Annotated in this window: 19 protein-coding genes; 10 read left to right on the top strand and 9 right to left on the bottom strand. The window is 64.0% G+C overall.

Annotated elements, in window-relative coordinates; genetic code table 11:
- Window positions 1-116 precede the first annotated feature (116 nt).
- Entirely contained in the window at window positions 117-449 is a 333-nt protein-coding gene (hspQ, locus tag B5527_RS20790; protein WP_079603197.1) for a heat shock protein HspQ, read from the top strand.
- A 101-nt stretch (window positions 450-550) separates the two neighbouring features.
- Here hspQ and B5527_RS20795 read toward each other — a convergent pair whose 3' ends face one another.
- Entirely contained in the window at window positions 551-1,375 is an 825-nt protein-coding gene (locus B5527_RS20795; RefSeq protein WP_079603198.1) for an invasion associated locus B family protein, read from the bottom strand.
- Window positions 1,376-1,652: 277 nt separating this feature from the next.
- Between B5527_RS20795 and B5527_RS20800 the strand changes: the two genes are divergently transcribed.
- From B5527_RS20800 to B5527_RS20810, 3 genes are all read left to right on the top strand, one after another.
- Window positions 1,653-3,464 (top strand): extracellular solute-binding protein, encoded by a 1,812-nt coding sequence (locus B5527_RS20800; RefSeq protein ID WP_079603199.1) that lies wholly within the window; start codon window positions 1,653-1,655, stop codon window positions 3,462-3,464.
- Window positions 3,465-3,468: 4 nt separating this feature from the next.
- On the top strand, window positions 3,469-4,971 hold the full coding sequence (locus tag B5527_RS20805) for an AMP-binding protein (RefSeq protein WP_079603200.1): 1,503 nt from the start codon (window positions 3,469-3,471) through the stop codon (window positions 4,969-4,971).
- An 89-nt stretch (window positions 4,972-5,060) separates the two neighbouring features.
- A complete protein-coding gene (locus B5527_RS20810; protein WP_079603201.1) occupies window positions 5,061-6,293 on the top strand; it encodes a hypothetical protein in 1,233 nt (410 codons plus the stop codon).
- Between the two features lie 145 nt (window positions 6,294-6,438).
- On the opposite strand, the gene mfd is transcribed toward B5527_RS20810, so the two are convergent.
- The 4 genes from mfd to B5527_RS20830 all read right to left on the bottom strand — a co-directional run bounded on the left by mfd (window position 6,439) and on the right by B5527_RS20830 (window position 11,926).
- On the bottom strand, window positions 6,439-9,957 hold the full coding sequence (gene mfd, locus B5527_RS20815) for a transcription-repair coupling factor (protein ID WP_079603202.1): 3,519 nt from the start codon (window positions 9,955-9,957) through the stop codon (window positions 6,439-6,441).
- Window positions 9,954-10,241 (bottom strand): succinate dehydrogenase assembly factor 2, encoded by a 288-nt coding sequence (locus B5527_RS20820; protein WP_079603203.1) that lies wholly within the window; start codon window positions 10,239-10,241, stop codon window positions 9,954-9,956. Before B5527_RS20820 ends, mfd begins: the two co-directional genes overlap by 4 nt.
- 984 nt (window positions 10,242-11,225) lie before the next feature.
- Complete coding sequence (locus B5527_RS20825) at window positions 11,226-11,603, bottom strand: helix-turn-helix domain-containing protein (RefSeq protein ID WP_079603204.1); 378 nt, start codon at window positions 11,601-11,603, stop codon at window positions 11,226-11,228.
- Between the two features lie 41 nt (window positions 11,604-11,644).
- Complete coding sequence (locus tag B5527_RS20830; RefSeq protein WP_245332740.1) at window positions 11,645-11,926, bottom strand: toxin-antitoxin system TumE family protein; 282 nt, start codon at window positions 11,924-11,926, stop codon at window positions 11,645-11,647.
- Window positions 11,927-12,204: 278 nt separating this feature from the next.
- Between B5527_RS20830 and recG the strand changes: the two genes are divergently transcribed.
- Together recG and B5527_RS20840 are read left to right on the top strand one after the other, a co-directional pair.
- Window positions 12,205-14,310, top strand: a complete 2,106-nt coding sequence (gene recG, locus B5527_RS20835) for an ATP-dependent DNA helicase RecG (RefSeq protein WP_079603206.1) — start codon at window positions 12,205-12,207, stop codon at window positions 14,308-14,310.
- 163 nt (window positions 14,311-14,473) lie between these two features.
- Complete coding sequence (locus B5527_RS20840; protein ID WP_079603207.1) at window positions 14,474-14,761, top strand: GIY-YIG nuclease family protein; 288 nt, start codon at window positions 14,474-14,476, stop codon at window positions 14,759-14,761.
- A 173-nt stretch (window positions 14,762-14,934) separates the two neighbouring features.
- Here the strand turns inward: B5527_RS20840 and B5527_RS20845 are convergent, their stop codons facing one another.
- From B5527_RS20845 to glmU, 3 genes are all read right to left on the bottom strand, one after another.
- A complete protein-coding gene (locus B5527_RS20845; RefSeq protein ID WP_079603208.1) occupies window positions 14,935-15,708 on the bottom strand; it encodes a DUF502 domain-containing protein in 774 nt (257 codons plus the stop codon).
- A 102-nt stretch (window positions 15,709-15,810) separates the two neighbouring features.
- On the bottom strand, window positions 15,811-17,637 hold the full coding sequence (gene glmS / locus B5527_RS20850; protein WP_079603209.1) for a glutamine--fructose-6-phosphate transaminase (isomerizing): 1,827 nt from the start codon (window positions 17,635-17,637) through the stop codon (window positions 15,811-15,813).
- A gap of 155 nt (window positions 17,638-17,792) precedes the next feature.
- Window positions 17,793-19,151, bottom strand: a complete 1,359-nt coding sequence (glmU, locus tag B5527_RS20855; protein ID WP_079603210.1) for a bifunctional UDP-N-acetylglucosamine diphosphorylase/glucosamine-1-phosphate N-acetyltransferase GlmU — start codon at window positions 19,149-19,151, stop codon at window positions 17,793-17,795.
- A gap of 176 nt (window positions 19,152-19,327) precedes the next feature.
- On the opposite strand from glmU, the gene B5527_RS20860 reads away from it, so the two are divergent.
- Both B5527_RS20860 and B5527_RS20865 read left to right on the top strand, forming a co-directional pair.
- On the top strand, window positions 19,328-20,686 hold the full coding sequence (locus B5527_RS20860; RefSeq protein ID WP_079603211.1) for a hypothetical protein: 1,359 nt from the start codon (window positions 19,328-19,330) through the stop codon (window positions 20,684-20,686).
- 108 nt (window positions 20,687-20,794) lie between these two features.
- Complete coding sequence (locus tag B5527_RS20865; protein ID WP_079603212.1) at window positions 20,795-21,175, top strand: hypothetical protein; 381 nt, start codon at window positions 20,795-20,797, stop codon at window positions 21,173-21,175.
- Here B5527_RS20865 and B5527_RS20870 read toward each other — a convergent pair.
- Complete coding sequence (locus tag B5527_RS20870; RefSeq protein ID WP_079603213.1) at window positions 21,135-22,760, bottom strand: beta-(1-6) glucans synthase; 1,626 nt, start codon at window positions 22,758-22,760, stop codon at window positions 21,135-21,137. The two genes, B5527_RS20865 and B5527_RS20870, sit on opposite strands and share 41 nt — an antisense overlap.
- A gap of 233 nt (window positions 22,761-22,993) precedes the next feature.
- On the opposite strand from B5527_RS20870, the gene B5527_RS20875 reads away from it, so the two are divergent.
- Window positions 22,994-23,575 (top strand): beta-1-3, beta-1-6-glucan biosynthesis protein, encoded by a 582-nt coding sequence (locus tag B5527_RS20875; RefSeq protein ID WP_079603214.1) that lies wholly within the window; start codon window positions 22,994-22,996, stop codon window positions 23,573-23,575.
- A gap of 186 nt (window positions 23,576-23,761) precedes the next feature.
- Window positions 23,762-26,437, top strand: a complete 2,676-nt coding sequence (locus B5527_RS20880) for a glycosyltransferase (RefSeq protein WP_079603215.1) — start codon at window positions 23,762-23,764, stop codon at window positions 26,435-26,437.
- The last annotated feature ends 137 nt before the right edge of the window (window positions 26,438-26,574 follow it).

A 26,574-nucleotide genomic window follows, 5' to 3' on the forward strand; every position in this document is an offset into this window, starting at 1 on the left:
CGGCTTTTTCATCGTTGTTGGCCCTGATCGGCACGTGGGACAGACCAGCCAAAGCAAAGGTTAATTCGCCCGTTTGCCTCTAGCATCGGCCACAATCATGGTCTATTCGACGAGCCATGATAAAAACGCGGACCGCCAAGTTTCAGATCGGGCAGATCGTCCGTCACCGGATTTTTTCCTTCCGGGGCGTGGTCTTCGATATCGATCCGGAATTCAACAATACCGAGGAATGGTGGTTGTCGATCCCCGAGGAGGTCCGGCCTCACAAGGATCAGCCGTTCTATCATCTGCTCGCCGAGAATTCGGAATCGGAATACGTCGCCTACGTGTCCGAGCAAAACCTGTTGCCCGACGATTCGGGCGAACCGATCCGGCATTCGCAGGTCGCCGAGATTTTCGTGAAGGACAAGACGGGCGGCTATCGCCCGCGCAATCCGTCGCTGAATTGAGGCGCGCCATCGCGGGCTGGTAGCCCGTTTCATGGCGTCTACCACTCCGTTCCCAAATAAAAAAGCGCCCGATCAGGGCGCTTTTTTGGTCTGGAGCCGTCCTACTTCGCAGCCGGATTGGCTGCGGCCGCGGGCGTCCCGGCCGGCGGGTTGGCTTCGAGCTTCTTGCGCGCTTCCTCGGCGCGTTTCTGCAACTCTTCCTGCAGCTTCTTCTGGGTTTCCTCGAATACCTTCGGGTCGGTCGGCGGACCATCATAGGCCTTGGCGAATTCGGCGAGCGGCAGCGGCAGCGTGAGCGGCGCGCCGTTGGAGTTGATCGCCTGCACCACCAAATTCTGCCCCTTCTTCATATTCGCGAGCAGTTCCGGGGTCACCTCGTAGTCCGACATACAGCCGTTGGCGAAACAGATCACATAGGGGCTTTGCATCGGCGGATTGTTGTCGACGATCACGCGGGTGCCGTGAACCAGCTGCATGCCCAGCGGCAGCGTGACGCGCAGGATCTTCTTCGGTTCGCCTTCGGGCTCGATGATCACGGCCGCGATCACAGGCTGACCGGACTCGATGCGTCCATCCTTGCCGGTAAAGCAAACCTGCTTGGCGTTGGCATCCTGGCCCTTGAGACAGAACTTCGTCCAGGGCGCATAGATCAGCTGAACCTGCTGATCCTGGGGCTGTCCCCCCGCCGCCGGGGCTCCTGCCGCCGGCGCGGGTGCCTGCTGAGCGGTCGGTGCCGGCGCCGGTGCCGCAGGAGCGGCTTTCGGCGCAGCCTTCGGTGCGACCCTGGCCTTGGGCGCGGCGGGCGCTGGAGGCTGCTGGGCCTGCGCCTCGGGAGCCAGTAATGAGCCGGCAAGCGCGCTCGCCGCCAGCACGGCGAAAAGCCGCCCACGCGGCCGGACCGACGCGGCCAAGATACGGAAATTCATTGCGGAAAACCCTTTCTGAACGGGAGCGGCCGAAACCGCTGCAGGTGCCGACACCTAGCCGTTTGGCCGGCTGTCTCCTTGCCAATTGAGGCGGTTACGTGACAGGCCCTGCGGTCTTGGTCAATTGCCCGCCTTCAATACAGCGACGGGTGAAAAGATCAATGCCGGCAAGCATCTTTGACACAGGCTGGGGGCCGCTTGCTGGCGGCTATGGTAAAATTCGGAAGTGAGCAATATCGAATCAAATCAGCGTGCTGTGTTGCGAATTTCGAGACGCATGCGCGGTCGCGCTTTTGTCTGCGGCGTGCTTGCTTTCGGCATCTCGCTGGCGGTGCACGCCGATTGGGCGTCGGCGGCGGAGAGTTACGCCATCGCCATGCATGGCGCGCCGGCGCTGCCGGCGGATTTCAGCCATATGCCCTATGCCAATCCCGATGCGCCGAAAGGTGGCCGGCTGGTGGAGGGCATTCTCGGCACCTTCGACAGCCTCAACCCCATGATCGTCAGGGGTCTCGCCGTGCAGCAAATCAGAGGCTTTGTGGTCGAAAGCCTGATGGCGCGGGGCAATGACGAGGCTTTCACGCTTTATGGCCTGTTGGCAAAAAGCGTGGAGACCGACGATTCCAGAAGCTACGTTACCTTCCATCTCGATCCCAAAGCGCGGTTCTCAGACGGACAACCGGTGCTTGCCGAGGACGTGCTGTTTTCGTGGGCCTTGCTGCGCGACCGCGGGCGTCCCAATCATCGGCAGTTTTATTCCAAGGTCACCAAGGCCGAAGCGCCCGACCCGCTCACCGTGCGGTTCGATTTTGGCGGCGCCGGCGACCGCGAACTTCCGCTGATCCTCGGCCTGATGCCGGTATTGCCCAAGCATGCCGTCGACGTCGCGACGTTCGAGGAAACCTCGATGTCCCCGCCTATTGGATCCGGTCCCTACCGCGTCAGTGCGGTAAAGCCTGGCGCGAGTGTGACGCTGACCCGTAATCCCGACTATTGGGGCCGCGACCTGCCGGTTAACCGCGGCCTGTGGAACTTCGACGAGATCAGGCTGGATTTCTATCGCGAGGCCAACAGCGCGTTCGAAGCCTTCAAACGCGGCCTCTATGACTTCCGGGTCGAAACCGAACCGTTGCGCTGGCACGAGGGGTACGATTTTCCGGCCGCTCGCGATGGTCGGGTGATCCGCGATACGATCCGGCCCGGGATCCCGCAGCCCTCGGAATTCCTGGTGTTCAACACGCGGCGTCCGGTGTTTTCCGACGTCCGCGTGCGCGAGGCGTTGACGCTGCTGTTCGATTTCGAATGGATCAACCGCAACTACTTTTTCGGGCTCTATACGCGCTCGGCAAGTTTCTTCGCCGGATCCGAATTGTCGGCCTATGGCCGCGCCGCCGATGACCGCGAACGGGAGCTTCTGAAACCCTTCGGATCGCATATCCCATCCGATATTCTGGATGGCACCTACCGCCTGCCGGTCAGCGACGGTTCCGGCCGCGATCGCGCCACGCTCCGCGCCGCGCTGAATTTGTTGTCGCAGGCCGGCTACGAGCTCGACGGCACGATGTTGCGGCAGCGTTCGACCAAAGCGCCCCTCACTTTCGAGATTTTGGTGACGACACGCGATCAGGAGCGCATTGCACTGGCTTATAGCCGCGATCTCAAACGCGCCGGCATCGAGGCGTCGGTGCGTGCGGTGGACGCCGTTCAATTCGATCAGCGCCGGCTCGGGTTTGATTTCGACATGATCCAGAATCGCTGGGATCAGTCGCTGTCGCCGGGTAACGAGCAGTATTTCTACTGGGGAAGCGAAGCCGCCGACAATCAGGGCACGCGAAACTACATGGGCGCAAAAGACCCCGCCATCGACGCCCTGATCGCGGCCATGCTGGAGGCGCGCGAGCATCCCGCTTTCGTCTCGGCGGTGCGGGCGCTCGACCGGACCCTGATGTCGGGCTGCTACGCTATTCCCCTGTTTAACGCGGGAGAGCAATGGATCGCGCGCTGGAATCGGATAGAACGGCCTGCGGCCACCGCCTTGAACGGGTATCTCCCGGAAACCTGGTGGCAAAGGCCGGACCAACCAAAGTGAACCCGTGATTCAGACCAACGCAACACCGACGCTCGACGGACTGTTTCGACGGATACTGGCACGGCAGCCGGACGCGCTGGCGCTGCTCGATCCGCTCAACAAGGAGCGCATCACCGGCCAGCCGCCAAAACGCCTGACCTTCGCCGAAGCCGATCGAGCGATCTCGGCGCTGTCGGCGCATTTCATCGAAGCCGGGCTGCCGAACAACTCGGTTATCGCGGTTCAACTGCCCAACACCGTCGAATTCATGCTGACGGTGCTTGCGGCGTATCGCGCCGGGCTGGTTGTCGCGTCGCTCCCGCTGCTCTGGCGGCAGGCGGAATTGACGGTGGCGCTCAATCGAACCGGGGCGCGGGCGATCGTCACCGCGAGCAAGATCGACGGCGTCAACTATGCCGACTTTGCCATGAACGCCGCGGCCGAGGCCTTTTCGATCCGGCATGTCTGCGGCTTCGGCACTGAGCTGCCGGAAGGCATGATCTCGCTCGACCTTGCCCTGTCGGCTCAATCGGCGACCACACGTCCGGTCACACAGGACGGCCGCCGGGCGGCGATGATCTCGTTCGACGTGACGGCCGATGGCTTCCGTGCGGTGCCGCGAACGCATCTCAGCCTGATTGCCGGCGGGCTTGCATTGTCGCTCGAAGCCGACGTGCCACAAGGCTCGACCCTGATGTCGGCATTCGCGCCGTCGTCGTTCGCCGGCCTGACCACTTCGCTCGTGGTCTGGCTGCTGTCCGGCGGCACGCTGTCGCTGCATCATCCGTTCGACGGCGACGTGCTTGAGCAGCAGATCAACGAGCACGGCTGCGATATCCTGATCGTGCCGGCCCAACTGGCGTTGCGGTTGGGTGAGATCGACCTGGCCTCGCGCCTGCCGAGCTTGCGGGACGTGATCGGGCTTTGGCGTGCGCCGGAACAGGTCGCATCGAGTCCGGCCTGGACCAGCGAGCACGCTGTCCTGACCGACGTTTATTTGTTCGGGGAAGCCGGATTGTTCAGCGCCCGCCGCGCCGCCGACGGCGCGCCCGCACCGATCCGGCCGGGACCGCATGGCGCCCCGCGCGAGGTCCCGGGCTCGTCGATTTCCGGCGAAATCCTGCTCACGCCCGGGGGAACCCTGGCGTTGCGGGGACCGATGGTCACCCCGTCGGCTTACGCGCCCGCCCCGCCGCCGAGTGACTCGCTGATGGCACAGCCGCCGCGCGATTTCGTCGATACCGACTATGCCGCGCGGCTCGACAGCTCGACCGGAGCGATCTGCATCACCGCGCCGCCTTCGGGCATCATGGCGGTCGGCGGCTACCGGTTCTTGTCGCAGGACCTGCAGGAATGGGCCAGGCGGCTCGGACAGGGCGCGCTGCTGACGGCGTTGCCCGACCGGCTCAGCGGCCATCGGCTTGCCGGCCGCGCGCAGGACAACGCCCGCGCCCGCGAGGCGCTTGCGGAACTCGGGCTTAACCCACTGATGGTGGAAGCGTTTCGTGATCGGGCAAGCCCCGTTTGATTAAGGTCGATAGCTGCGTTGACGCGGCATTAAGGCCGGCAAACTAGGATTTTGAGCGTTCCATCGATCGCGTCGATCCGAGTTTCAAAATGTCCCAGCAAGGCCCGATCATTGTCGTATCGACCGCCGGGCGGCCCTCCTTCGCGGGCGCGCTTGACGATGCGAAGGTGTTCCCGGTCATCGACACCGTCTGGGCCGACGCCCCAGGCGCCGTCACGCAACTGCAGCCGGCCGCGGTTCTCGCCGCCATGTCCGAGGCGGTTGAGCCCGGTTTCGCGGCGCTTGCGAAACAGATCGCCGCAACCAGGCCCTACCTCCCGCTGATCGCCATCGATCCCAGGACGCCGTTGCCCGCAAACGCCATACCGTTCGCGCAAACCGCAGGCGGTTTCGATCGTCTGATGGCGCGCCTGCGCGCCGCGCTGCGAATTCGGACATTGCATTCGACCGTGATGCGCCGGCTGGATGACGACCCGGCGGCGCGATCGACGCTGACGGACACCGATCCCGTCAGCGCCGCCACCGTGCTGCTGATCGGCCGCGGCGCGGCCTACCCTGCACTCTCCGTCTCGCTCGGCGAACGGATGGGGGTGGTCGGCGCGCTCAGCATCGAAGCCGCCGCGAAACACCTCAGCGTGCGCGACATCGACGGCATCGTCCTCGGCGAGGGTTTTAGCGCGCGCGTGGTGGATGCCTTCCTGTCGGTCCTGGCCGAAGATGCGCGCTTTCGCAATCTGCCGGTCGTGTTGACGACCGACGAACTGGCGCCGGCTTACGATCTGCCAAATCTCGAAATCGTCATAGGGGATCCCGAACGCGTTGCCGTCAATGCCTGGCCGCTGATCCGCCAGCACGCCTTCGAGGTCCATCTGAGCCGAACGCTGCGCTCGATCGATGCCGGCGGCCTGCTCGATCCCAAGACCGGGCTGCTGATGCCGGCAGCCTTCAACCGCGATTTCGCCACCGCCGTCTTTCACACGCAGTCGCGTGGCGGCGGGTTGTCGGTGGCCCGCTTTGCCTTCGATCCCGGCCACGCCCGCGCGCAACTCGACGGCGCGCGGATTCTCAGCCGTCTGATGCGGCAAATGGATTTCGGCGCCGCCCAGGAAGACGGATCCGTCATCGTGGTGTTCGCCGAGACCGATCTGCGTACCGCCCACATGATCGCGCGGCGCCTTTCCAGCGTGATGCGTCATACCAGTCACGGCAAACACGACACGCCGGCTGAGCCGGTGGTGACAGTTGCGACCCTGCTGCCCTCCGATTCCGCGACATCGCTCCTGGCGCGGCTTTACGACGAAGCCCGCCGCGCGGCGTCGTGAACAGAACCCGTCATTGCGCGGAGCGTTAGCGACGAAGCAATCCATCTTTCCGGGGGTGGCTATGGATTGCTTCGCGGAGCCTGTCATCGGGCGCGCGTTCGCGCGACCCGTTGGCTCGCAATGACGGTGGGACGTTCTCCGCTGTTCATGCCGCCTTGCGGTTCTCGGCGAGGTTGGCGAGCTGGCGCATGATTTCGGTGGTGCCGGCCAGACGCTCCTCCGGCGTTTCCCATTCCTGGAAAAACACCACCTTCATGTCCGGCCGCACCTTCGCCGCCTGGCCGTGCTGGCGGATGAAATAGACCAGCCGATCCGGCTGGGCGAACTTGTTGTCGCGGAACGTGATCACCACGCCCTTCGGTCCGGCATCGACTTTCTCGACATTGGCTCGGCGGCAATAGCCCTTGATGGCGGCGATCTTGAAGAGATAGCGCACCTCGTCCGGCAACACGCCGAAGCGGTCGCGCAGTTCGGCGGCGAAATTGTCGATCTCGTCGTCGGTGTCGAGATCGGCCAGCCGCCGGTACAGCGAGAGCCGCACCGCGAGGTCGGTGACATACTCCTCCGGGATCAGCACGGGCATGCCGACGGTAATCTGCGGCGACCAGCGATCGGCGGCGGGTTCCACCACGCCGGCCTTGAGGTTGAGGATCGCCTCCTCCAGCATCGACTGGTAGAGCTCGAAACCGACTTCCTTGATATGCCCCGACTGTTCCTCGCCGAGCAGATTGCCGGCGCCGCGGATATCCAGATCGTGCGAGGCCAGCTGGAAGCCGGCGCCCAGGGTTTCCAGCGACTGCAGTACTTTCAGCCGCCGCTCGGCCTGCGCCGTGATCTTCTGCTGCGCCGGCAGCGTGAACAACGCATAGGCGCGCAACTTCGAGCGCCCGACCCGGCCGCGCAGCTGATAGAGCTGCGCCAGCCCGAACATGTCGGCGCGGTGCACGATCAGCGTGTTGGCGGTCGGGATATCGAGGCCGGATTCGATGATCGTGGTCGAGAGCAGGATGTCGTACTTGCCGTCATAGAACGCCGACATGATGTCCTCGATGACGGTCGGCGCCATCTGGCCATGCGCGACCGCGACCTTCATCTCCGGCACGTTCTTGTCGAGAAAGTCCTTTACCCCGGCGAGGTCCTCGATCCGCGGCACCACATAAAACGCCTGGCCGCCGCGATAGCGTTCGCGGAGCAGCGCCTCGCGTATCATCAGGGGATCGTGCGGCGCCACGAAGGTGCGAACCGCCAGCCGATCGACCGGCGGCGAGGCGATGATAGAGAGATCGCGCACGCCCGTCAGCGCCAGTTGCAGCGTTCGCGGGATCGGAGTTGCGCTCAGCGTCAGCACATGCACCTGGGCGCGCAATTGCTTGAGCTTTTCCTTGTGACCGACGCCGAAATGCTGCTCTTCATCGACGATCAGCAGTCCGAGATCCCTGAATTTGATGGATTTGCCGAGCAGCGCGTGGGTGCCGACCACGATATCGACCGCGCCTTCCTCAATGCCTTTCTTGACCTGCGTCAATTCCTTGGTCGGGACCAAACGCGAGGCCTGCGCGACATTCACCGGGAAGCCGCGGAATCTCTCGGTAAAATTCTTGCTGTGCTGCCGCGCCAATAGCGTGGTCGGCACCACGACGGCGACCTGCTTGCCATCAAGCGCGACCGCGAATGCCGCGCGCAGCGCCACCTCGGTCTTGCCGAAGCCGACGTCACCGCAGATCAGCCGGTCCATCGGCCGGCCGTTTTCGAGGTCCTTCAGGGTGGCGTTGATGGCCCCGAGCTGGTCCTCGGTTTCCTCATAGGGAAAGCGTGCGCAGAACTCGTCATAGACATGCGGCTGCACCGGCATTTTCGGTGCTTCATGCAGATGCCGCTCGGCCGCGATCTTGATCAGCTCGCCGGCGATCTCGCGGATGCGGTTTTTCAGTTTCGCCTTGCGGGCCTGCCAGCCGCTGCCCCCTAGCCGGTCGAGCTCGACATTGGCGTGGTCGGAGCCGTAGCGCGACAGCAGCTCGATATTTTCCACCGGCAGGAACAGTTTTGTGTCGGCGGCATAATGCAGCTCGAGGCAGTCGTGCGGCGCGCCGGCGACCTCGAGCGTTTGCAGCCCGACGAAACGGCCGATGCCGTGTTCGACGTGAACCACGAGATCGCCGGCGGCGAGACTGGTGACTTCGGAGATGAAATTGTCGAGCTTGCGGGTGGCCTTGTGCGGCCGCACCAGCCGGTCGCCGAGGATGTCCTGCTCGCTGATGACGGCGACATTGTCGGTCTCGAAGCCGGATTCCATGCCGACCACCGCCAGCATGGTTTCGTTGCGCGGCGTCGCCTGCACGGTGCGCCAGGAATTGACGCTGGTGACGTTATGCAGCTTGTGGTCTTTCAGCATGCTGCCCATGCGGTCGCGCGAGCCCTCGCTCCACAGCGCGATCACCACTTTCTTGCGCTGCGCCTGCAACGCCTGCACATGCGCGACCACGGCTTCGAACACGTTGACCGAACTGTCGGCGCGCTCCGGCGTGAAATTGCGCCCCTGCCGCGCACCGGCATCGGCCACGCCCGCGCTGCCGTCGGGCACCGCGAAGGGCGTCAGCCGCGCCAGCGCGGCCTGATCCAGGCGTTGGGTCCACTCGTTTTCGGTCAAATAGAGCCGGTCGGGCGGCAACGGCTTGTAGACCGCGCCGCCGCCCGGATGCTCCATCGCCTCGCGCCGTGCCTCATAGTAGTCGGCGATCTGCTTGAAGCGTTCGCGCGCGGCGTCCTCGCTTTGCGGCTCGATCGCCACCGGCGCGTCGCCGAGATAATCGAACAGCGTATCCATCCGCTCGGTAAACAGCGGCAGCCAATGTTCCATGCCGGGATGACGGCGGCCTTCGCTGACGGCTTCGTACAGCAGGTCGTCGCGCTCCGGAGCGCCGAACGCGGCGACATAGCCCATCCGGAAACGGCGGATGGTCTCGGTCACCAGTTGAAATTCCGAGATCGGCACCAGGTCGAGCGAGCGCATGTCGAGAAGCGTGCGCTGGGTTTCCGCGTCGAAGGAGCGGATCGATTCCAGGCTGTCGCCGAAAAAATCGAACCGCACGGGTTGGTCGAGCCCGGCCGGAAACAGATCGAGGATGCCGCCGCGCACGGCATATTCGCCGGGTTCCCGCACCGTCGAGGAGCGGTTGTAGCCGTTATGTTCCAGCCACGACACGATCGAGTCCATCGGCACGACGTGGCCGGGCGCCACCGACAGCGCCTGTGCCGCGATGGTTTCGCGCGCCGGCACGCGCTGCACGATGGCATTGACCGTGGTCAGCACGATCAGCGGCTTGTCGCTGCCCGCCAACCGCGACAGCCGCGCCAGCGTCGTCAGCCGTTGCGCCAGGATGCCGCCGTGCGGCGAAACCCGGTCGTAGGGCTGGCAGTCCCAGGCCGGAAACTGCATCACCGGCAGATCGGGCGCGAAGAATTCCAGCGCGCGGGCCAATTGCTGCATGCGCGGCCCATCGCGGCAGACCACGGCGAGACTGACCGCCGGCGGCTTCGGCCGAGCGGCGATTGCGCGTGCCAGATCCGAAACAATCAGGCCCTCGGCGCCCTCGGCGACATTGGCAAAGGTCAGTGCGCGGCCTGGCGCGAGCAATTCGGCGGGGGATCGTGTCGGCGATTTCATGCGTGGTCCGAAGATCGAAAGGACTTGATACGGTCGAACAGGCCGGTGGCGTGTTCCGGCGCCAGCGCCCGATTGCCGGTCACCGCGGCATACAGGTCGGGATCGGGTACCTCGATCAGAAGCTCGAGCTGGGCCAGTTCGTGTTCCCCGAGATTAGCGATTTCGGCATCCGCAAAGCGGCCGAGAATGAGATCCATCTCGCGGGTGCCCCGATGCCAGCAGCGAAACAGCAGCCGCTTGCGGCGGTCATCGAGGCCGCCGCTCGATCGTGTCGATCCCGTCATACTTTCGATTCCAATCAGAACGCCAAAAGCCCGGACGTGCCGGGCGGGGTTGATATAGCGATGGTGGCGGTGAATGTCAGTAGCTGTTCGCCTTGTAAAATCACATTTCAAACAGCCTGAGAAACTTTCAACCGTCATTGCGAGCCAACGGGTCGTGAATGCGCCGCCCGGTGACAGGCTCCGCGAAGCAATCCAGCGCCCAGCGTCATTGCGAGCGAAGCGAAGCAATCCATGGTGCGGCAAGAAAGAACGTAAGAGTGGATTGCTTCGTCGCTTCGCTCCTCGCAATGACGGCAAATACAGACACACCTTCGCGATCTCGCGGCGCAGTGCGTCCGAGGTTTGCCAAAAACGTCCGCCCTGAAAACAGAGGGCGTGGGGAATGCCGGGCGCCCGATGCACCCGCAGCCTCGTGTGCGCTATTGGTAGTAAGTATGCACACGAGTATTCACAGCGAGCCATCGGAAATCACCCGACATTCCCGCACGCAATGGTTTACGGCTTATACCGTGCTCTCCCCGGTGATCGGCTTTCTTGCCACCGTCGTTACGCGGATTAATCCGCAAACTTGACACCAGCGTCGGGGTGTCAGGACCACACGTCTTCGCCGTCCGCTGCAAGCAACGCCCGTCAAGCGCGCCGCCGCGTCCACCGCATCCCGCCCCGCGTTCGTGACGTTCGCGAAACGCCCCTCTGAGTGGGACAGGACGCAAGAGATATACAACTGATTTGGGTCTTCGGAAAAACAGAATATTTTTGCAAAAGGGGCTGGACAGCCAAATGCGCCCGCAGCCTGTCGGGCAAATCAGTCGACCTGTCGGCCGTAGCCTGGCGAGTGGAAGCGAAACGCGTAGCTTACCTCTTTATCGTAGACGAACTGCGGATTGCGGTGGTCTTATCCGCAAGCTGCTCTCGCAACGCGATGTCCTCGAAGGGAAATAGCATGCGGACGGGTCGGGTAAACCCGCCCCACAGGCTGCAAATTTACCCCGCCTTCCGAGGCCGGGCGAGCGGCAGTTCGAGTTCAACCCGGTCATGCGTGACCGTGGGCGTGATACGCCCTCGTTCGCCACGTTCCAGCCGCACCAGGCCGTAGCCCGCCATCGTCTTCAGCGTGCGCGAGAGGTTCGACTTCGCCTTGCCGGTGATCCGCGACAGTTCGTCGAGCGAGGCAGGCGCCTGCTCCGCGATCACCCTGAGCAGGTCCCGGTTGCCCGCCGACAGGACCTTGGCAAAGGACTCGGTCGAGGTGAACCACACCTTTGGTTCGCCGGGCGCAATGCGCCGCTCGCCGCGCGCCACCGCCATCGTGCGCGCCTTCATCTCCGCATAGGTGGCGATGCCAACTTTCAGAGTTGTCATGGCAATACTCCTCTCTCGCGCAGCACCGTGTCCACCGTCGTTCAGAAATCGCGCAGCAGCGTCGCCGCATCCTGGTACTCGTAAGCTTTGATAGTCCGCAGGCGGTGGCGATGGTCTTGTGCTTCCCCGCGCCTCTGGTGCATCACTGGATGGGCGTTGTCGAAGCCGACCAACCGCTTACCATCGGGCCCGTGCAGCGTCAGCGAATAGTCCAGGCCGTGCGGCTTCTCGGCCGACGCCGGTACCTGCGTCACGACAAAGCGCACCCAATGGCCGCCTTGGGGATCAACGACCAGGACCTGGCCGTCGAGTTCCAGCAGCATATCCAAGGAAGGGTCGCGGGACTCCGCCACATCTAATGGTTATCAGATTGAAGCAACTAAATCAAGGAAAAAATGGCTAGATGGGTGTGAATGGTCCGTCGACGCACAAATCTATCTTTAAAGAGAGACGGATTTACGCCTTCCGTCTCCGTCCCGGAGTCAACGCGGAAGGGTCGCCTCGACCCACCCTGCGGGCGTGGCTTTGTCCTTTCAAAAAACCCGTGGATGCGCGGCATAAAGCCGGGCATGACGGGCGGGAACGGTCTTAGGTTTTCCCGATGCGCCCTGCTCTGCTCAATCCGTTGTTTGCACCGGTCACGACGCTCGGCGGCGTCGGGCCGAAGCAGGACAAACTGTTTCGCTATCTGCTCGGCCGCGATGAGACGCCGCGGCTGGTCGATCTCTTGCTGCATCTGCCGGCCAGCGTGATCGATCGCCGGGCGCGCCCGAAAATCCGCGACGTGGTCCCGGGAACCGTGGTGACGCTGGAGGTCACCGTCGACCGCCACCGTCCAACCCCTTCGCGCAACGCGCGCGCGCCGCATCTGGTCTACGCCAGCGACGACACCGGCGACGTGGTGCTGACCTATTTCCGCGCCCAGCCCGGATATGTCGAGAAACTGCTGCCGGTCGGCGCCAAGCGTTACGTCTCCGGCACGGCGCAGATGTACGACGGGACCCTGCAGATCACGCATCCCGACCGCGTGGTCGACGAGGCCGGGTTTGCAAAGCTGACGGGCATCGACCCCGTCTATCCGCTCACGGAAGGGCTGGCGCTGGGCTCGCTGCGGCGGGCGATGGCGCAGGCGCTGCAAAAGCTGCCCGCGCTTCCGGAGTGGATCAGCCCGGAAGTCATTCGCCGCTGCAAATTTCCGCCGGTTGCGGAAGCCCTGAACCGTGTCCATGTGCCGGTCGAACTGACGGACATTTTGCCCGATGGCCCGTTCTGGTCGCGGCTCGCCTTCGACGAATTGTTGGCCGGTCAACTGGCGCTGGCGCTGGTGCGCGCGCAATTGCGCCGCCCCGCCGGCGACCGCAACGCCGGAGACGGTCATCTGCGCAACAGGATCATCGACGCGCTGCCGTATGCGCTGACGGCGTCGCAGCGAGCGGCGGCTGCCGCCATCACCGACGACCTGCGTCAGCCGGTCCGCATGTTGCGGCTGCTGCAGGGCGACGTCGGATCGGGCAAGACCGTGGTGGCGCTGCTGGCGGCCGCCGCTGTGGCCGAGGTCGGCAAGCAGGCCGCGCTGATGGCGCCGACGGAAATTCTGGCGCGCCAGCATATCAAGACCGTCACGCCGCTCGCCGAGCGCGCGGGCCTGCGGGTCGCCATCCTCACCGGCCGCGAAAAGGGCAAGGAACGTCGCGAACTGCTGGCGCGGCTTGCGGGCGGAGAGATCGATTTCCTTGTGGGAACCCATGCGCTGATCCAGGACGATGTGGTCTTCAAATCGCTGGCGCTGGCCGTGGTCGACGAGCAGCATCGTTTCGGGGTGCGCGAACGGCTGGCACTGACCGCCAAGGGGGACGCCGTCGATGTGCTGGTGCTGAGCGCGACGCCGATCCCGCGCACGCTGGTGCTGACTTATTTCGGCGACATGGACGTCTCGGAATTGCGCGAAAAGCCGGCCGGTCGCCAGCCGATCGATACCCGCGCGGTGCCGAACAGCCGGCTCAGCGAGGTGATCGACGGCGTCGGCCGTGCGCTTCAAGCCGGCAAGCGCGTGTACTGGATCTGCCCGCTGGTCGAGGAATCCGAAGCGGAGGGCATCGAACATCTGACCAATGCGACCGAAAGGTTTGAGAGCCTGCAACAGCGTTTCGGCGTTCGCGTCGGCCTCGTGCATGGCCAGATGAAGGGCCCGGAAAAGGACCGCGTGATGGCGCGGTTCGCCGAAGGTGAGATCGGCCTCCTGGTGGCGACCACCGTGGTCGAGGTCGGCGTCGATGTTCCGGCCGCGACCATCATGGTGATCGAGAATGCCGAGCGCTTCGGGCTCGCGCAACTGCACCAGCTGCGCGGCCGGATCGGCCGCGGATCGGAAGCCTCGACCTGTCTCCTGCTCTACAAGGAGCCGAACGAAATGTCGAAGGCACGGCTGAAGGTGATCCGCGAAACCACCGACGGGTTTCGGATTGCCGAGGAAGACCTGAAGCTGCGCGGCGAAGGCGACGTGCTCGGCGTCAGGCAAAGCGGCCTCCCCGGCTACCGCATCGCGCGCTCCGAGGTACACGGCCAGCTCATCACCCAGGCCCGCGACGAAGCCCTGCGCATCATGAAGGACAATCCGAAGCTTTCGGGCGAGCGCGGCGAAGCGCTGCGGTGTTTGCTCTATCTGTTCGAGCGCGACGAGGCGATACCGCTGATTGGGGCGGGGTAGCTGCCCCCCCGTCATTGCGAGCGCAGCGAAGCAATCCATTGTCGCCGTTGGAAAAGAAAGAATGGATTGCTTCGTCGCGGAGCCTGTCATCGGGCGAGCATTCGCGCGACCCGTTGGCTCCTCGCAAATGACGGGGTAACGTGGCAAGGTTGGAGGAAGGCGGATGAAAGAACCGTGTGTCTACATCGTCGCAAGCAAGCGCCACGGGACACTCTACACGGGCGTCACGGCCAACCTGCCGCGACGCGCGTTCGAGCACCACGAGGGATTGGTGAAGGGTTTCTCGGCGAAATATGCTTGCAAGATGCTGGTCTGGTACGAATTGCAAGAGACCATGATCGAGGCGATCACGCGGGAAAAGCTGATCAAGGCCGGCAGCCGGGCTAAGAAAATAGCGTTGAGCGAAGCGATCAATCCCGAATGGAAAGATCTATACGAGACGCTGGTGTGAAGGCCGACCACACAATCCTCAACGTCATTGCGAGCGCAGCGAAGCAATCCATTCTTTCTTTTCGCTGTGGCTATGGATTGCTTCGCTTCGCTCGCAATGACGTGGAAAGAGCGGCGAGCGCATATGTGTGCAACTCCGCCACTCCCGCGGCAGTGGGGCTTCGTCGTAGAACCTCACTCCACCTTCGCCGGCTCCGGCCGCAGCGAGGCGGGAGTCGCGATGCGGGCGGCGTTCGCCATGCCGGCAAGGGCGGCGATTTTCTTCTGCGGGTCGGAGCCGGGCTGCACCACGCCGGCCGACATAATCAGGGTCGCGGCGTCTTCGGCGCTCATGTCGACTTCGATGACCTTGCTCTTGGGCACGTAGAAGAAGAAGCCGGTCGTCGGGTTCGGCGCGCACGGCAGGAACACCGAAATGTGCTCCTCGCGCCCGGGCAGGCTGTTGGTGATCTCCACGCTCGGCGATTGCGAGATCAGCACGATCGACCACATCCCCGGCGAGGGAAATTCGACCAGGCCGACCCGGCGAAAGCTCGATCCCTGCCCCGAGAACAGCGTCTCGAACACCTGCTTCAGCCCGCGATAGATCGCGCGCACCACCGGCATCCGCCCGAGCAGCCTCTCGCCGAGATCGACCAGGGTCCGCCCGATCAGGTTGGCGGTGAGGAAGCCCAGCAGCGTCAGCGCGATCACGGCCACGATCAGCCCGGAGCCCGGCAGTCCGAACGGCAGGTAGGTTTCCGGCCGGTAGGCGACGGGGACAAAGGGCCGCACCAGGCCGTCGACCCAGGTCACGAACCACCAGGTCAGATAAAAGGTGATGGCGATCGGGCCGGCGACGATCAGGCCGGTCAGGAAATAGTTCCGGAATCGGGCCATGAAGCCGCGCGGCGCGTCCGGCGGGACTTCGGCCGGGGGCACGGGCGGAGGCAGGTTGTCGCGGTTCATGGGGGTTCCAGGTCGGTCCGGCGGGCAATGATATATTGCCAGCTAGGGTGTTCTAGCAGATTTTTGAAGACCTGACGTGACCGAGCGGCAACGGCGGCCGGTCTATTCGACGGTGACCGATTTCGCGAGATTCCGCGGCTGGTCGACGTCGGTGCCCATGATCACGGCGGTATGATAGGCCAATAGCTGCACCGGAACGGCATAAACCATGGGGGTGAAGGCCGAGGCCATGTCGGGCAGCACGATCGTCACCAGGGACTCGATGGTCGCCTCCGCCGCACCCCTGGCATCCGTCATCAGGATGATGCTGCCGCCGCGGGCCGCCACTTCCTGCATGTTGGAAACCGTCTTTTCGAACACCCGGTCGAACGGCGCGATCACCACGACCGGCATGTTCTCGTCGATCAGCGCGATCGGGCCGTGCTTGAGCTCGCCGGCGGCATAGCCTTCGGCATGGATGTAGGAGATTTCCTTCAGCTTCAGCGCGCCTTCCAGCGCCAGCGGATAGCTGGTGCCGCGGCCGAGATAGAGCACGTCCTTTGATTTCGCGATCTCGCGCGCCAGTTTCTCGATCTGCGGCTCGGTGGCGAGCGCCGCCGCCATCAGACGCGGAATTTCGACCAGGCCATGCACGAGCTTTGTGGCGTCCTCTTCCGACAATTCACCGCGCGCGGTGCCCGCAGCCACCGCCAGCGCCGCCAGCACCATCAGCTGGCAGGTAAAAGCCTTGGTCGAGGCAACGCCGATTTCAGGACCCGCCAGCGTCGGCAGCACCGTCTCGCTTTCGCGGGCGATGGTCGAACTCGGGACATTGACGACCGAGAGCGTGTGCACGCCTTTCGATTTCGCATAGCGCAACGCCGCCAGCGTATCGGCGGTCTCGCCGGATTGCGAAATGAAGATCGCCAGGTCGCCCTTGTGCAACGGCGCCTCGCGGTAGCGGAATTCGGAGGCGACATCGAGTTCGACCGGCAGGCGGCTCAAGCGTTCGAACCAGTATTTGGCGATAAAACCGGCGTAGCTCGCGGTACCGCAGGCGACGACCGAGATGCGCTGGATGTCCTTGAAGTCGAACGGCAGTTTGAGCGGCAGCGCGACGCGCTCGGTCGCCATGTCGACGTAACGCGCCAGGGTATGGCCGACGACTTCCGGCTGCTCGTGGATTTCCTTGGCCATGAAGTGGCGATAATTCGCCTTGTCGACCAGAAACGACGACGCGCCCGATTTCAGCACGTCACGGTTGACGACGGCGCCGTGCTCGTCATGGATGACGCCGACTTCGCGGCTCAGCACCACCCAGTCGCCGTCCTCGAGATAGCTGATGGTATCGGTAAAGGGCGCCAGCGCGATCGCGTCCGAGCCCAGATACATCTCGCCGTCGCCATAACCTATCGCCAGCGGCGAGCCCTTGCGGGCGCCGATCATCAGATCGCCGTGGCCCCTGAACAGGAACGCCAGCGCAAAGGCGCCGCGCAGCTGCGGCAGCGATGCCTTGACGGCTTCCTGCGGCGAGGCTCCCTTGAGCAGATAGGAGTTGACCAGATGCGCCACCACCTCGGTGTCGGTGTCGCTTGCGAATTTCGCGCCCTGCTTTTCGAGCTCAAACCGCAGCTCGCGGAAATTCTCGATGATGCCGTTGTGAACCACCGCGACGTTGTCGGTGGCATGCGGATGGGCGTTTTTCTCGGTCGGGCGGCCGTGCGTGGCCCAGCGCGTGTGCCCGATGCCGGTATGGCCCGCGAGCGGTTCGGCGCGCAATCGCGCTTCCAGGTTCTTGAGCTTGCCTTCGGCGCGGCGGCGGTCGAGATGATCGCCTTCGAGCGTGGCGACGCCAGCGGAATCGTAGCCGCGATATTCCAGCCGCTTGAGCGAATCCACCAATTGCTCCGCGACCGGACCGCGCCCCAAAATGCCGACAATGCCGCACATGCGGATCAATATCCCCAAATCGTCGAAAAATTGCCCAAATTGCGCAAGGCTTGTCTTAACAAGGCCTCTCTTAACGAGAATCGCAAAACGCCCGATACTCAATAATTATTGCGGATTGCGACAGGGTTAAGCCGAAAGCTTAACACGTCAGGTCATTAACTGGCTTTCGGGGGCTTGTCGCGCGTCTTCATCTCGCGATACCGCTTGGCGCCGTCCTCGCGGTTGGTCTGCTGGCTACGCTCCACCGCCAGCGCATCGGCGGGCACCTCTTTCGTGATCACCGAGCCCGAACCGATATAGGCGCCGCTGCCGATCTTCACCGGCGCCACCAGCGAGGAGTTGCTACCGACGAATGCGCCGGCGCCGATCTCGGTCCGGTGCTTGCCGAAGCCGTCATAGTTGCAGGTGATGGTGCCGGCGCCGATGTTGGCACCCGCGCCGACATGGGCGTCGCCGATATAGCTGAGATGATTGGCCTTGGCGCCCGCCTCCAGCGTCGCGGCCTTGGTCTCGACGAAATTGCCGATCCGCACGCCCTCGCCGAGCGATGTCCCCGGCCGCAAGCGCGCATAGGGGCCGACCGATGCCTTCTTGCCGATCGACGCCTGCACGATATGGGAAAATGAATGGATCACCGCGCCGTCGGCGATGGTCACGCCGGGGCCGATCACCACGAACGGTTCGATGGTGACGTCGCTGCCGAAGGTAGTATCGGCGGCGAGGTAAACCGTCTCGGGGGCGATCAGGGTCACGCCGGCCTCGAGTGCGGCCCGGCGCAACCGCGCCTGCATCACCTGTTCGGCCTCGGCGAGTTGGGCCTTGGTGTTGATGCCGCGCACTTCATCCTCGCTGGTTTCGATCACGACGGCCTCCAATCCCAGTTGTCGAACGATGGCAACGGCGTCGGTCAGATAATACTCGCCCTTGGCATTGGCGTTGCCGATTTTTTCGATGATGGGCAGCGCCTGGCGGCCATCGAACGCCATCACGCCGGCATTGCAAAGCGTGATCGCGCGTTCCGCGGGACTGGCGTCGGCCTGCTCGCGGATATCCACCAGCCGGTCGCCCTCGACCAGGAGCCGGCCGTAGCCGGTCGGATCGGCGGCGCGAAAGCCGAGCACGGCCAATGCTGCGCCTTTCTCCAAGGCCGCGCGCAGGCGCGCAAAGGTCGCGGCTGAAATCAGCGGCGTATCGCCGAACGCGACCAGGAGATCGTCGACGCCGCCGGTCATGGCGTCGCGCGCCGCCAGCACCGCATGCGCGGTACCCAGACGCTCGCGCTGAACAAATGTCGCCGCGTCCGGCCGCAGACGCCTGACCTCGTCGGCGACGCTCCCGTGGTCCGGGCCGATGACCACGGCAAGTGCTGAGCTCGCTCCCTTTGGGGCGGCGCCAAGCACATGCGCCAGCAGCGATTGGCCGGCCACGGGATGCAGGACCTTGGGGCTTGCGGAGCGCATGCGCGTGCCCTCGCCGGCCGCGAGCACGATGGTCAGGCTGGTCCTGCCGGTCATTCCGAATCCCTGGTTGTTGCGGCGAAGCTTGCGCCGCCGCCCTCATAAAGGGTTTTCCTCCGTGATGGAAATCCGATTCACCCCCGCGTAGAGCGCCCGGACTCCAGATCGGGGCGTTTTTCCTGTTAATGTTTGCCGTCTGATTCGGTGGGCCACAGGGGGGCCTGATACGTCGTATGGCAAAAAATCCCGACCATCTGGCCGGCAGTTTCGAGACCGAAAATACCGGCGGCTTGCTGACTGGGTTTCTGGCCGAGGAAGACGTGTTCGACCGCCGCTCGCTGTGGCGGCTCGGGTCGTGGGGCGCGGGCTCGGTCGGCGCCGTCGTCGTCGCCGTGCTCGCCAACCAGTCCGCCATCGGATGGCGCCACGACCAGGTCGCGGCAGCCGATCTGACGCGGCAGTCGCAGCAAATCCAGTCGGTCGCCAGGGAAAGCCAGAACGAAACGCGGCGGCTGGCCTCCGCCATCGATACGCTCAACAGCGATCGCGACCGGCTGTACTCCCGTGTCACCGTTCTGGAACAGGGCCTGGATTCCGTGACCGGCGCGATCGCGCGGCAAAGTTCCGCCCCTGCGGCGCCGCAAGCGGTTGCCGCGGCCGTCTCGCCGCCTGCGGCTCCCGCGAAGGTCGAGCCGCCGGCGCCGCCGCAAAATCAGACGCCCGCTCCGGCCGTGTCCCCGGTCGTCACGACCATCGCGAAAACAACCGAAGCAAAAGCATCCGAAGCAAAAGCATCCGAAGCAAAAACATCCGAAAAACCGCCGATGGACACCGCCGTCCCGGTGCCGGCGCCCGCGATAGCCGCACCGGTGGCGCAGGCTGCACCGACTCCGCCGGCGGTAACACCCGTGGCGCCGCCGGCCACGCCGCTGATGGCATCTAAGTCGCTGATGGCGCCGCCGGATGCCGCAGCTTCAAAGCTGATCGGACCCGAAAAGCCGGCGGATGCCGTTGTCGCCGCGCCCGCGCCGCCACCGCCGGCGGTGGTTGCCTCGGTTTCGGCCGCCGACGAGGCGAAGTCGCCGGCTCCCGCGGCGGCGGCCGAACAAGTCCCGGTCCAGCGAACCGAATTCGGGGTTGATGTGGGTGGCGCCAATTCCGTCGCCGGCCTGCGCGCGCTGTGGCGCGGGCTCTTGAAATGGAGGGCGAACGCGGCGCTGACGACGTTGCAGCCGATCATCGTGATCAAGGAAGGCAGCAACGGACTCGGCATGCAGTTGCGGCTGGTTGCCGGACCGCTCGATGACGCGGCGGCAGCCGCGAAGATCTGTGCCGGCCTGATCGAAAACCAGCGCCCATGCCAGACCACGGTGTTCGATGGTCAACACCTCGCCATGAATGGCGACGAGCCGGAGGCCAACGCCAAGTCCAGTGCGACCAAGCCTGATACCGTGAAGCCTGCCGCAGCCAGGCCCACCGCACGCCGGCGCAGCCTTGCAAAGCATGTGACGATCGAAGAACCGCTGCCGAAGCCCGAGCCCACCACCCTGTCGTCGTTCTTCAGCCGGCACCTGGAACAAGCCGGTAAATGACGTAATTACAGTGTCTTGGGTTCGAGTTCTGATGTTCTTCCGCAAAACAGGTGTCATGGCGACCTGCCGCGGGTTGTCCCGCCTCGCATTCCCGACCATATTGGCCCGATGAAAAAAACTCCGTTCCGGCTGACCCCCTATCAGGTGCAATGGCTGATGGTGGTCGGCTTCGTCACCGTCGGCTATGCGCTCTATCTGCGCTATCTCGCGGTCGAGTTCTCGACGGTGTCGCTGGCCTGCGACGCCGGGCTACAGACGATGCTGTGCAAGACCCGGATTCTCGCGACCTACTTGTTCAAGAATTTCGTGTTCGGCGTGGTCGCGCTTGTCATCGCGACCCTTCACCTGATCCGGCCGTCGATCGTTTTGCTGACCGGCGGGCTGATCGCTGCCGGATTCGGCATCGTGCTCTATAATGTCGGCCTCTCGGGCCTGGCGATCGGCCTGCTTATTTTGGGATTTGCACGACCCGCGCCCGCCACAGCGTAATCGCGAGCAGGAAATAGATCGCGCAGGTCCACAGCGATTGCCAATTGTTCGGCCCTTCGTTGAAGACCGTGTAGAGCGCCCCCGCCGCCAACAGGCCGGCAAATACCGCCTCGGCGATCGGACGCACGCCTTCCTGCGGACGGTTGAGCAGCATCAGGCTCGAGAACGGCACCACGGCCATGGTCAGCGCGGCGAACGGAAAATCGCGATAGCGCGGATCGAACACGAAGCCGAGCGCGGTTTCCGCCCCGATCAGGGTGGTCACGACCAGCACGGCTCCCAGCATCATGGACAGCGCCGATTTGGTTCTGGCGTCGCGGGGGCCCAGCAGTTCGAGGAATGTCGGCAGCGCGCGCCCCGACATCAAGGCATTGGCGCCCAGCAAGGGCGATGCGACGGCGGCCGCCAGCAACGCGCCCCATCGAAGCCAGCCGCCGAAGCCGTAACTCTCATAGAACATCTTGTCGGTGGCGACGCCCAGCAGAATTCCGGCCGCGGTCGCTGACAGCGCGACCGCGATCCAGGATGTGAGGCGCGGCTTCCAGGGCCGGCGGCGCAGGGTCAGCCAGGCCGCGCCGAACACGAAAACGCTCAGCGCCATTCCGCACCCCATCTGCAGCTTCCAGAACGGAAAGTTGCTGATGGCTTCGCCCGGCGGGTATTTCACCACGCGCCGCACGGAATCAAACAGGCCCCAATTGCCGCCGACGGTCCCCTCGAGCTGGCGCTTCCACGGCTGGTCGTAGGCTTCGATCAGATTGACGCGAAAATTCTCCAGCTTGGCCAGATTGAGGATCTCCGAAACCACCCGCGCCTGATTGGTACGCGAGGGCAGCGCGCCGTCGCGCATCCGTCCCTCGCTCGGCCAGCCGGTCTCTCCGATCAGGATTTCCTTGCCGGGAAACGCCACCGCCATCCGCTTGCGGATGGCATCGACATGGGCGGCGGCATTTTTGGCGCGGATCGGGAAGTCTTCCCAGTAAGGCAGAATGTGAATCGTGACGAAATCGACGGCGTCATAGACCTCGCGGTTGCGAAGCCAGTATTCCCAGACATCGGCGTAGGTGACGGGAACGGAAACCTGCGATTTGACCGATCGGATGATGGCGACGAGATCGGACGTCGTCATCTCCCCACGCAACAGCACCTCATTGCCGACGACGACGGCGGTGATGACGCCGGGGAATTCCTTGGTCAGGGCGACCGCGGTCGAAACCTGGATCTGGTTCTTCAGGCGGTTGCTGCCGAGCCATATTCCCTGGATGACTTTCAGCCCGACCTTCGCGGCGAGCGCGGGAACCTGATCGAGCCCGTTCTCGATCGAATAGGTCCGCACGCAGTCGGATATTTTGGCGAGTTGCGCCAGGTCCTGGGCGATCTGTTCCGGGGCGATGCGCGTGGTCGGATCCAGCGGCGTCTGGGCGCCACGGAACGGCGCATAGGACACGCACAGCAGTTTCGCATTGGGGTCGATCGGCGCGCGCACCAGTGTAATAGGCGTCGCCAGCCACCACCACGCGGCCGCAATCGCACCCAGGGACAGGATTAGAAGCGCCAGCGGCGTACGAAGAGAAATCGGTTCCATCCTCCGGGAAGCCATCGTCGCTTAGCCGTTCGCCGTCCGTCTGCCAAGAGCAGGATACGCGCGTCCCACATGGCAGCTTTACCACCGCGCGATAAAGTTGTGACTTTGCTGGACAAAATCCGAAATGTCCGTCATGGGATTCCGCTTGGCGTCTCCGCCGCATTGGGGACCCATTTGAACGGCATCAACCAGCTCGTCCGAGGCGGCCGCGGGCAGGAAATATCGGGGAAATTATGCGTCGAGGCGTGCGTCAGCTTAAATATGCGGTTTTGCACCACCTCGCCGTTCCCGGGCTTGCATTGCTGATCGGTATCGGAAGCGCGTTCGCCCAGAGCGGCGACATCAGGTCGCAGGACCAGTCCGGCAAACCGGCCGCCAATGCGGCGCAGCCGGCGGACGCGGCCAAGGACAACCAACGCAAGGCCGACGAATTCGTCGAAGCGGCGCAGGCCATCAACGGTCCGGCCGGCAACCCGGAATGCGTCTGGCTCGGTCGCCGGGTGGTGATATTGATGTCGCACGACGACCTCGATACGGCGTTTCGGCATCTCGACCTTTACGATCGGTTCGGCTGCCCGGGCGGCCACATCCAGGCGACCTTTCGTTGCCTGGCGCGTTTTGGCCTGGTCGGCGTCAACGATCCCAAAGCGTCGGCGGATGTACCCGCTCGGGTTCACGCCTGCTGGCTCAATCCCAACGCACAACCGCAGGCGGCCGCGGCGACGCAACCTGCCCCCACCACTTCCGGCGCCTCCGCACCTGCGCCAGCGCCCGCACCGGCTCCAGCCGCAGCTCCCGCCGCGGCGGCCAAATAATTCCTGAGCGCTGCCGGAACGATCCGAATTTTTCACGGTTTGGATAAGTGCGCCCTCAAAACGCCACGGCGTCATAAGAGTTGTTAAATCGCGTGGCAGAGATATGTTCGGTTTGCCGCTGATTTGGTCGGATCTCGGGGACGGATCCGCTTCCCTGCCATAAGGGCCCCGTATGGTTTAGTCGCGATGCGTGCCGTGGTCGCCGTTCTGCTGTTTGTGACCACCGTTCACGCCGCGATGTGGGGGGTGCTGCGAGATAAGCAGCAGGCTCCCGACTTCACGGGCATGCTGCCGAGCGTGTCTTATGCACCGTTCGAGGGAACCGGGCATCCCGACGTCGACAACGTTCCCAATGCCGACAAAATCCGCGCCGATCTCAAGAAGCTTTCGACCATCACCCGCGCTATCCGGCTGTACTCTTCGACCGGGGGCGTCGAGCTGGTGCCGCCGATCGCAGCGGAATTCGGACTGAAAGTCACGGTCGGCGCGTGGATCGACAAGAACGTCGACCGCAACAAGCGCGAGATTGCCGCCGCCATCGACCTCGCCCGGCACAACAGCAATGTCATCGGTGTGGTGGTCGGCAACGAGACCGTCTATCGCGGCGAGCAAAAGGTCGACGACCTCATCGAGCTGATCAAACAGGTGAAAAAATCTGTCAATGTTCCCGTCACCACTGGTGAAATCTGGAACATCTGGCGCGACAACCCGCAGCTCGGCTACTCCGTCGATTTCATCGCCGCGCACGTTCTGCCGTACTGGGAGAACTTCACCGCCGATCAGGCGCCGGACCAGGCGGTCTCGATGTACCAGCTGCTGCGCGAACAGTTCCCCGGCAAGCGAATCATGATCGCGGAGTTCGGCTGGCCGAGCGCCGGCTACAATCTGAGAAACGCCGATCCCGGTCCGTTCGAGCAGGCCAGGGTGCTGCGCAACTTCGTCAGCCGCGCCGAAGCGATCGGCATGGACTACAACATCGTCGAGGCGATCGATCAGCCCTGGAAGTTCTTCGAGGGCGGCGTCGGTCCATATTGGGGAATCCTCAACGCCGCGCGCGAGCCGAAATTCGCGTGGACGGGTCCGATTGTCGATGACGCCTACTGGAAACTGGCCACCATCGCATTGCTGGTCGGCATCCTGATGTCGCTGCCGATCCTGCGGCTTACCGATGCCACCGTGATGCAGGCGCTGATGCTGTCGGCGGCGGCGAACGGTGTCGGTGCCTGGACCGCTACCGTGTTTGCCTACTGGACCGGGCACTACTTCGTTTTCGGCTCGGCCTTCGCCCTGACGCTGGGATTGATCCTGCTGGTTCCGCTGGTGCTGATCGCGATGGCGCGGATCGAGGAACTGGCCGCCATTGCCTTCGGCCGCGATCCGCGCCGGCTGCTGGTCAAGGCACCGTCCGCGGCGCCCGCCGTCGCCGGCGGCGACGCGTTTCCAAAAGTCTCGATCCATGTCCCGGCCTATTTCGAGCCGCCCGACATGCTCAAGCAGACGCTCGATGCGGTGTCGCGGCTCGACTATCCGAATTTCGAATGCGTCGTGATCATCAACAACACGCCCGATCCGGAGTTCTGGCAGCCGATCCAGGATCACTGCCGCGCGCTGGGCGAACGCTTCAAGTTCGTCAACGCCGAGAAGGTCGAGGGCTTCAAGGCCGGCGCGCTGCGCATCGCCATGGAGCGCACCGCTGTCGATGCCGAGATCATCGGCATCATCGATGCCGACTATGTCGTGCAGCCGGATTGGCTGAAGGATCTGGTGCCGGTGTTCGCCGATCCAAGGGTGGGCCTGGTGCAGGCGCCGCAGGACCATCGCGACGGCAACCGTTCGCTGATGCATTACATCATGAACGGCGAATATGCCGGGTTCTTCGATATCGGCATGGTCCAGCGCAACGAGGCCAACGCCATCATCGTTCACGGCACCATGTGCCTGGTCCGGCGCGCGGCGATGGACATGGCCGGCGGCTGGGCCGGCGATACCATCTGCGAGGACACCGATCTCGGGCTGGCGGTGATCGAGCACGGCTGGCTGAGCCATTACACCAACCACCGCTACGGCCACGGCCTGTTGCCGGACACCTATGAGGCCTACAAGAAGCAACGCCACCGCTGGGCCTATGGCGGATTCCAGATCGTCAAGAAGCACTGGCGGCGTTTTCTCCCCGGCGCGAGCCGGCTGTCGCCCGATCAAAGACGGGAATTCGCGCTGGGCTGGCTGAACTGGCTGGGCGCCGAAAGCCTCGGCGTGCTGGTTGCCATCCTCAATCTGATCTGGGTGCCGATCGTCGCCTTCGCCGACATCGCGATTCCCGACAAGATCCTGACGCTGCCTATCATCGCCACGTTTGTGGTCTCGCTGGTGCATTTCACGGTGCTGTACCGCCTGCGCGTGCCGGTGAAGTGGGGACAAATGCTGGGCGCCATGGTTGCGGCGATGTCGGTGCAATGGACGGTGTCGCGCGCGGTCGCCAACGGGCTGATCACCGACCATCTGGCGTTTGCGCGGACCTCGAAGGGCGGGTTTTCGCTGGTCTCAGTGGAATTCCAGGCGTTCTGGGAAGCCGTGATCGGCGTGCTGCTGCTGGTCGGCGCCGCCGTGCTGGTCGTCACCAACAATTTCAAGGAAGTCCGCGAGATCTATGTATTCGCGGCCGTGCTGGTGCTGGAAAGCCTGCCGTTCCTGTCGGCGGTGGCGATCGCGATCCTGGAAAACTCCCGCGCCAACGAGTTCTCGTTCTGGCGCAATACCGGCGTCCGCACCGCGGAACTGATCGGCCTGCGCCCGGTGGCGATACCGACGGTGGTCAGCCCCTCCCAGCCGGTGGCCTCGGAGATCCACCCCGAAGCCAGTTGACAACGAACCGATTTTGGGCGCCCTCGCCCGCTTGAAGAAGCCCGGCTAACCGCAGGCGACGCCAAGCAAATCCAGCTCTTTCGAATGGCCTATTGGTACTTCACCATGCTATTGACCCGCATCAAGCCGCCCCCTAC

This window comes from Bradyrhizobium erythrophlei (genome assembly GCF_900129425.1).
Classification (GTDB): Bacteria; Pseudomonadota; Alphaproteobacteria; order Rhizobiales; family Xanthobacteraceae; genus Bradyrhizobium; species Bradyrhizobium erythrophlei_C.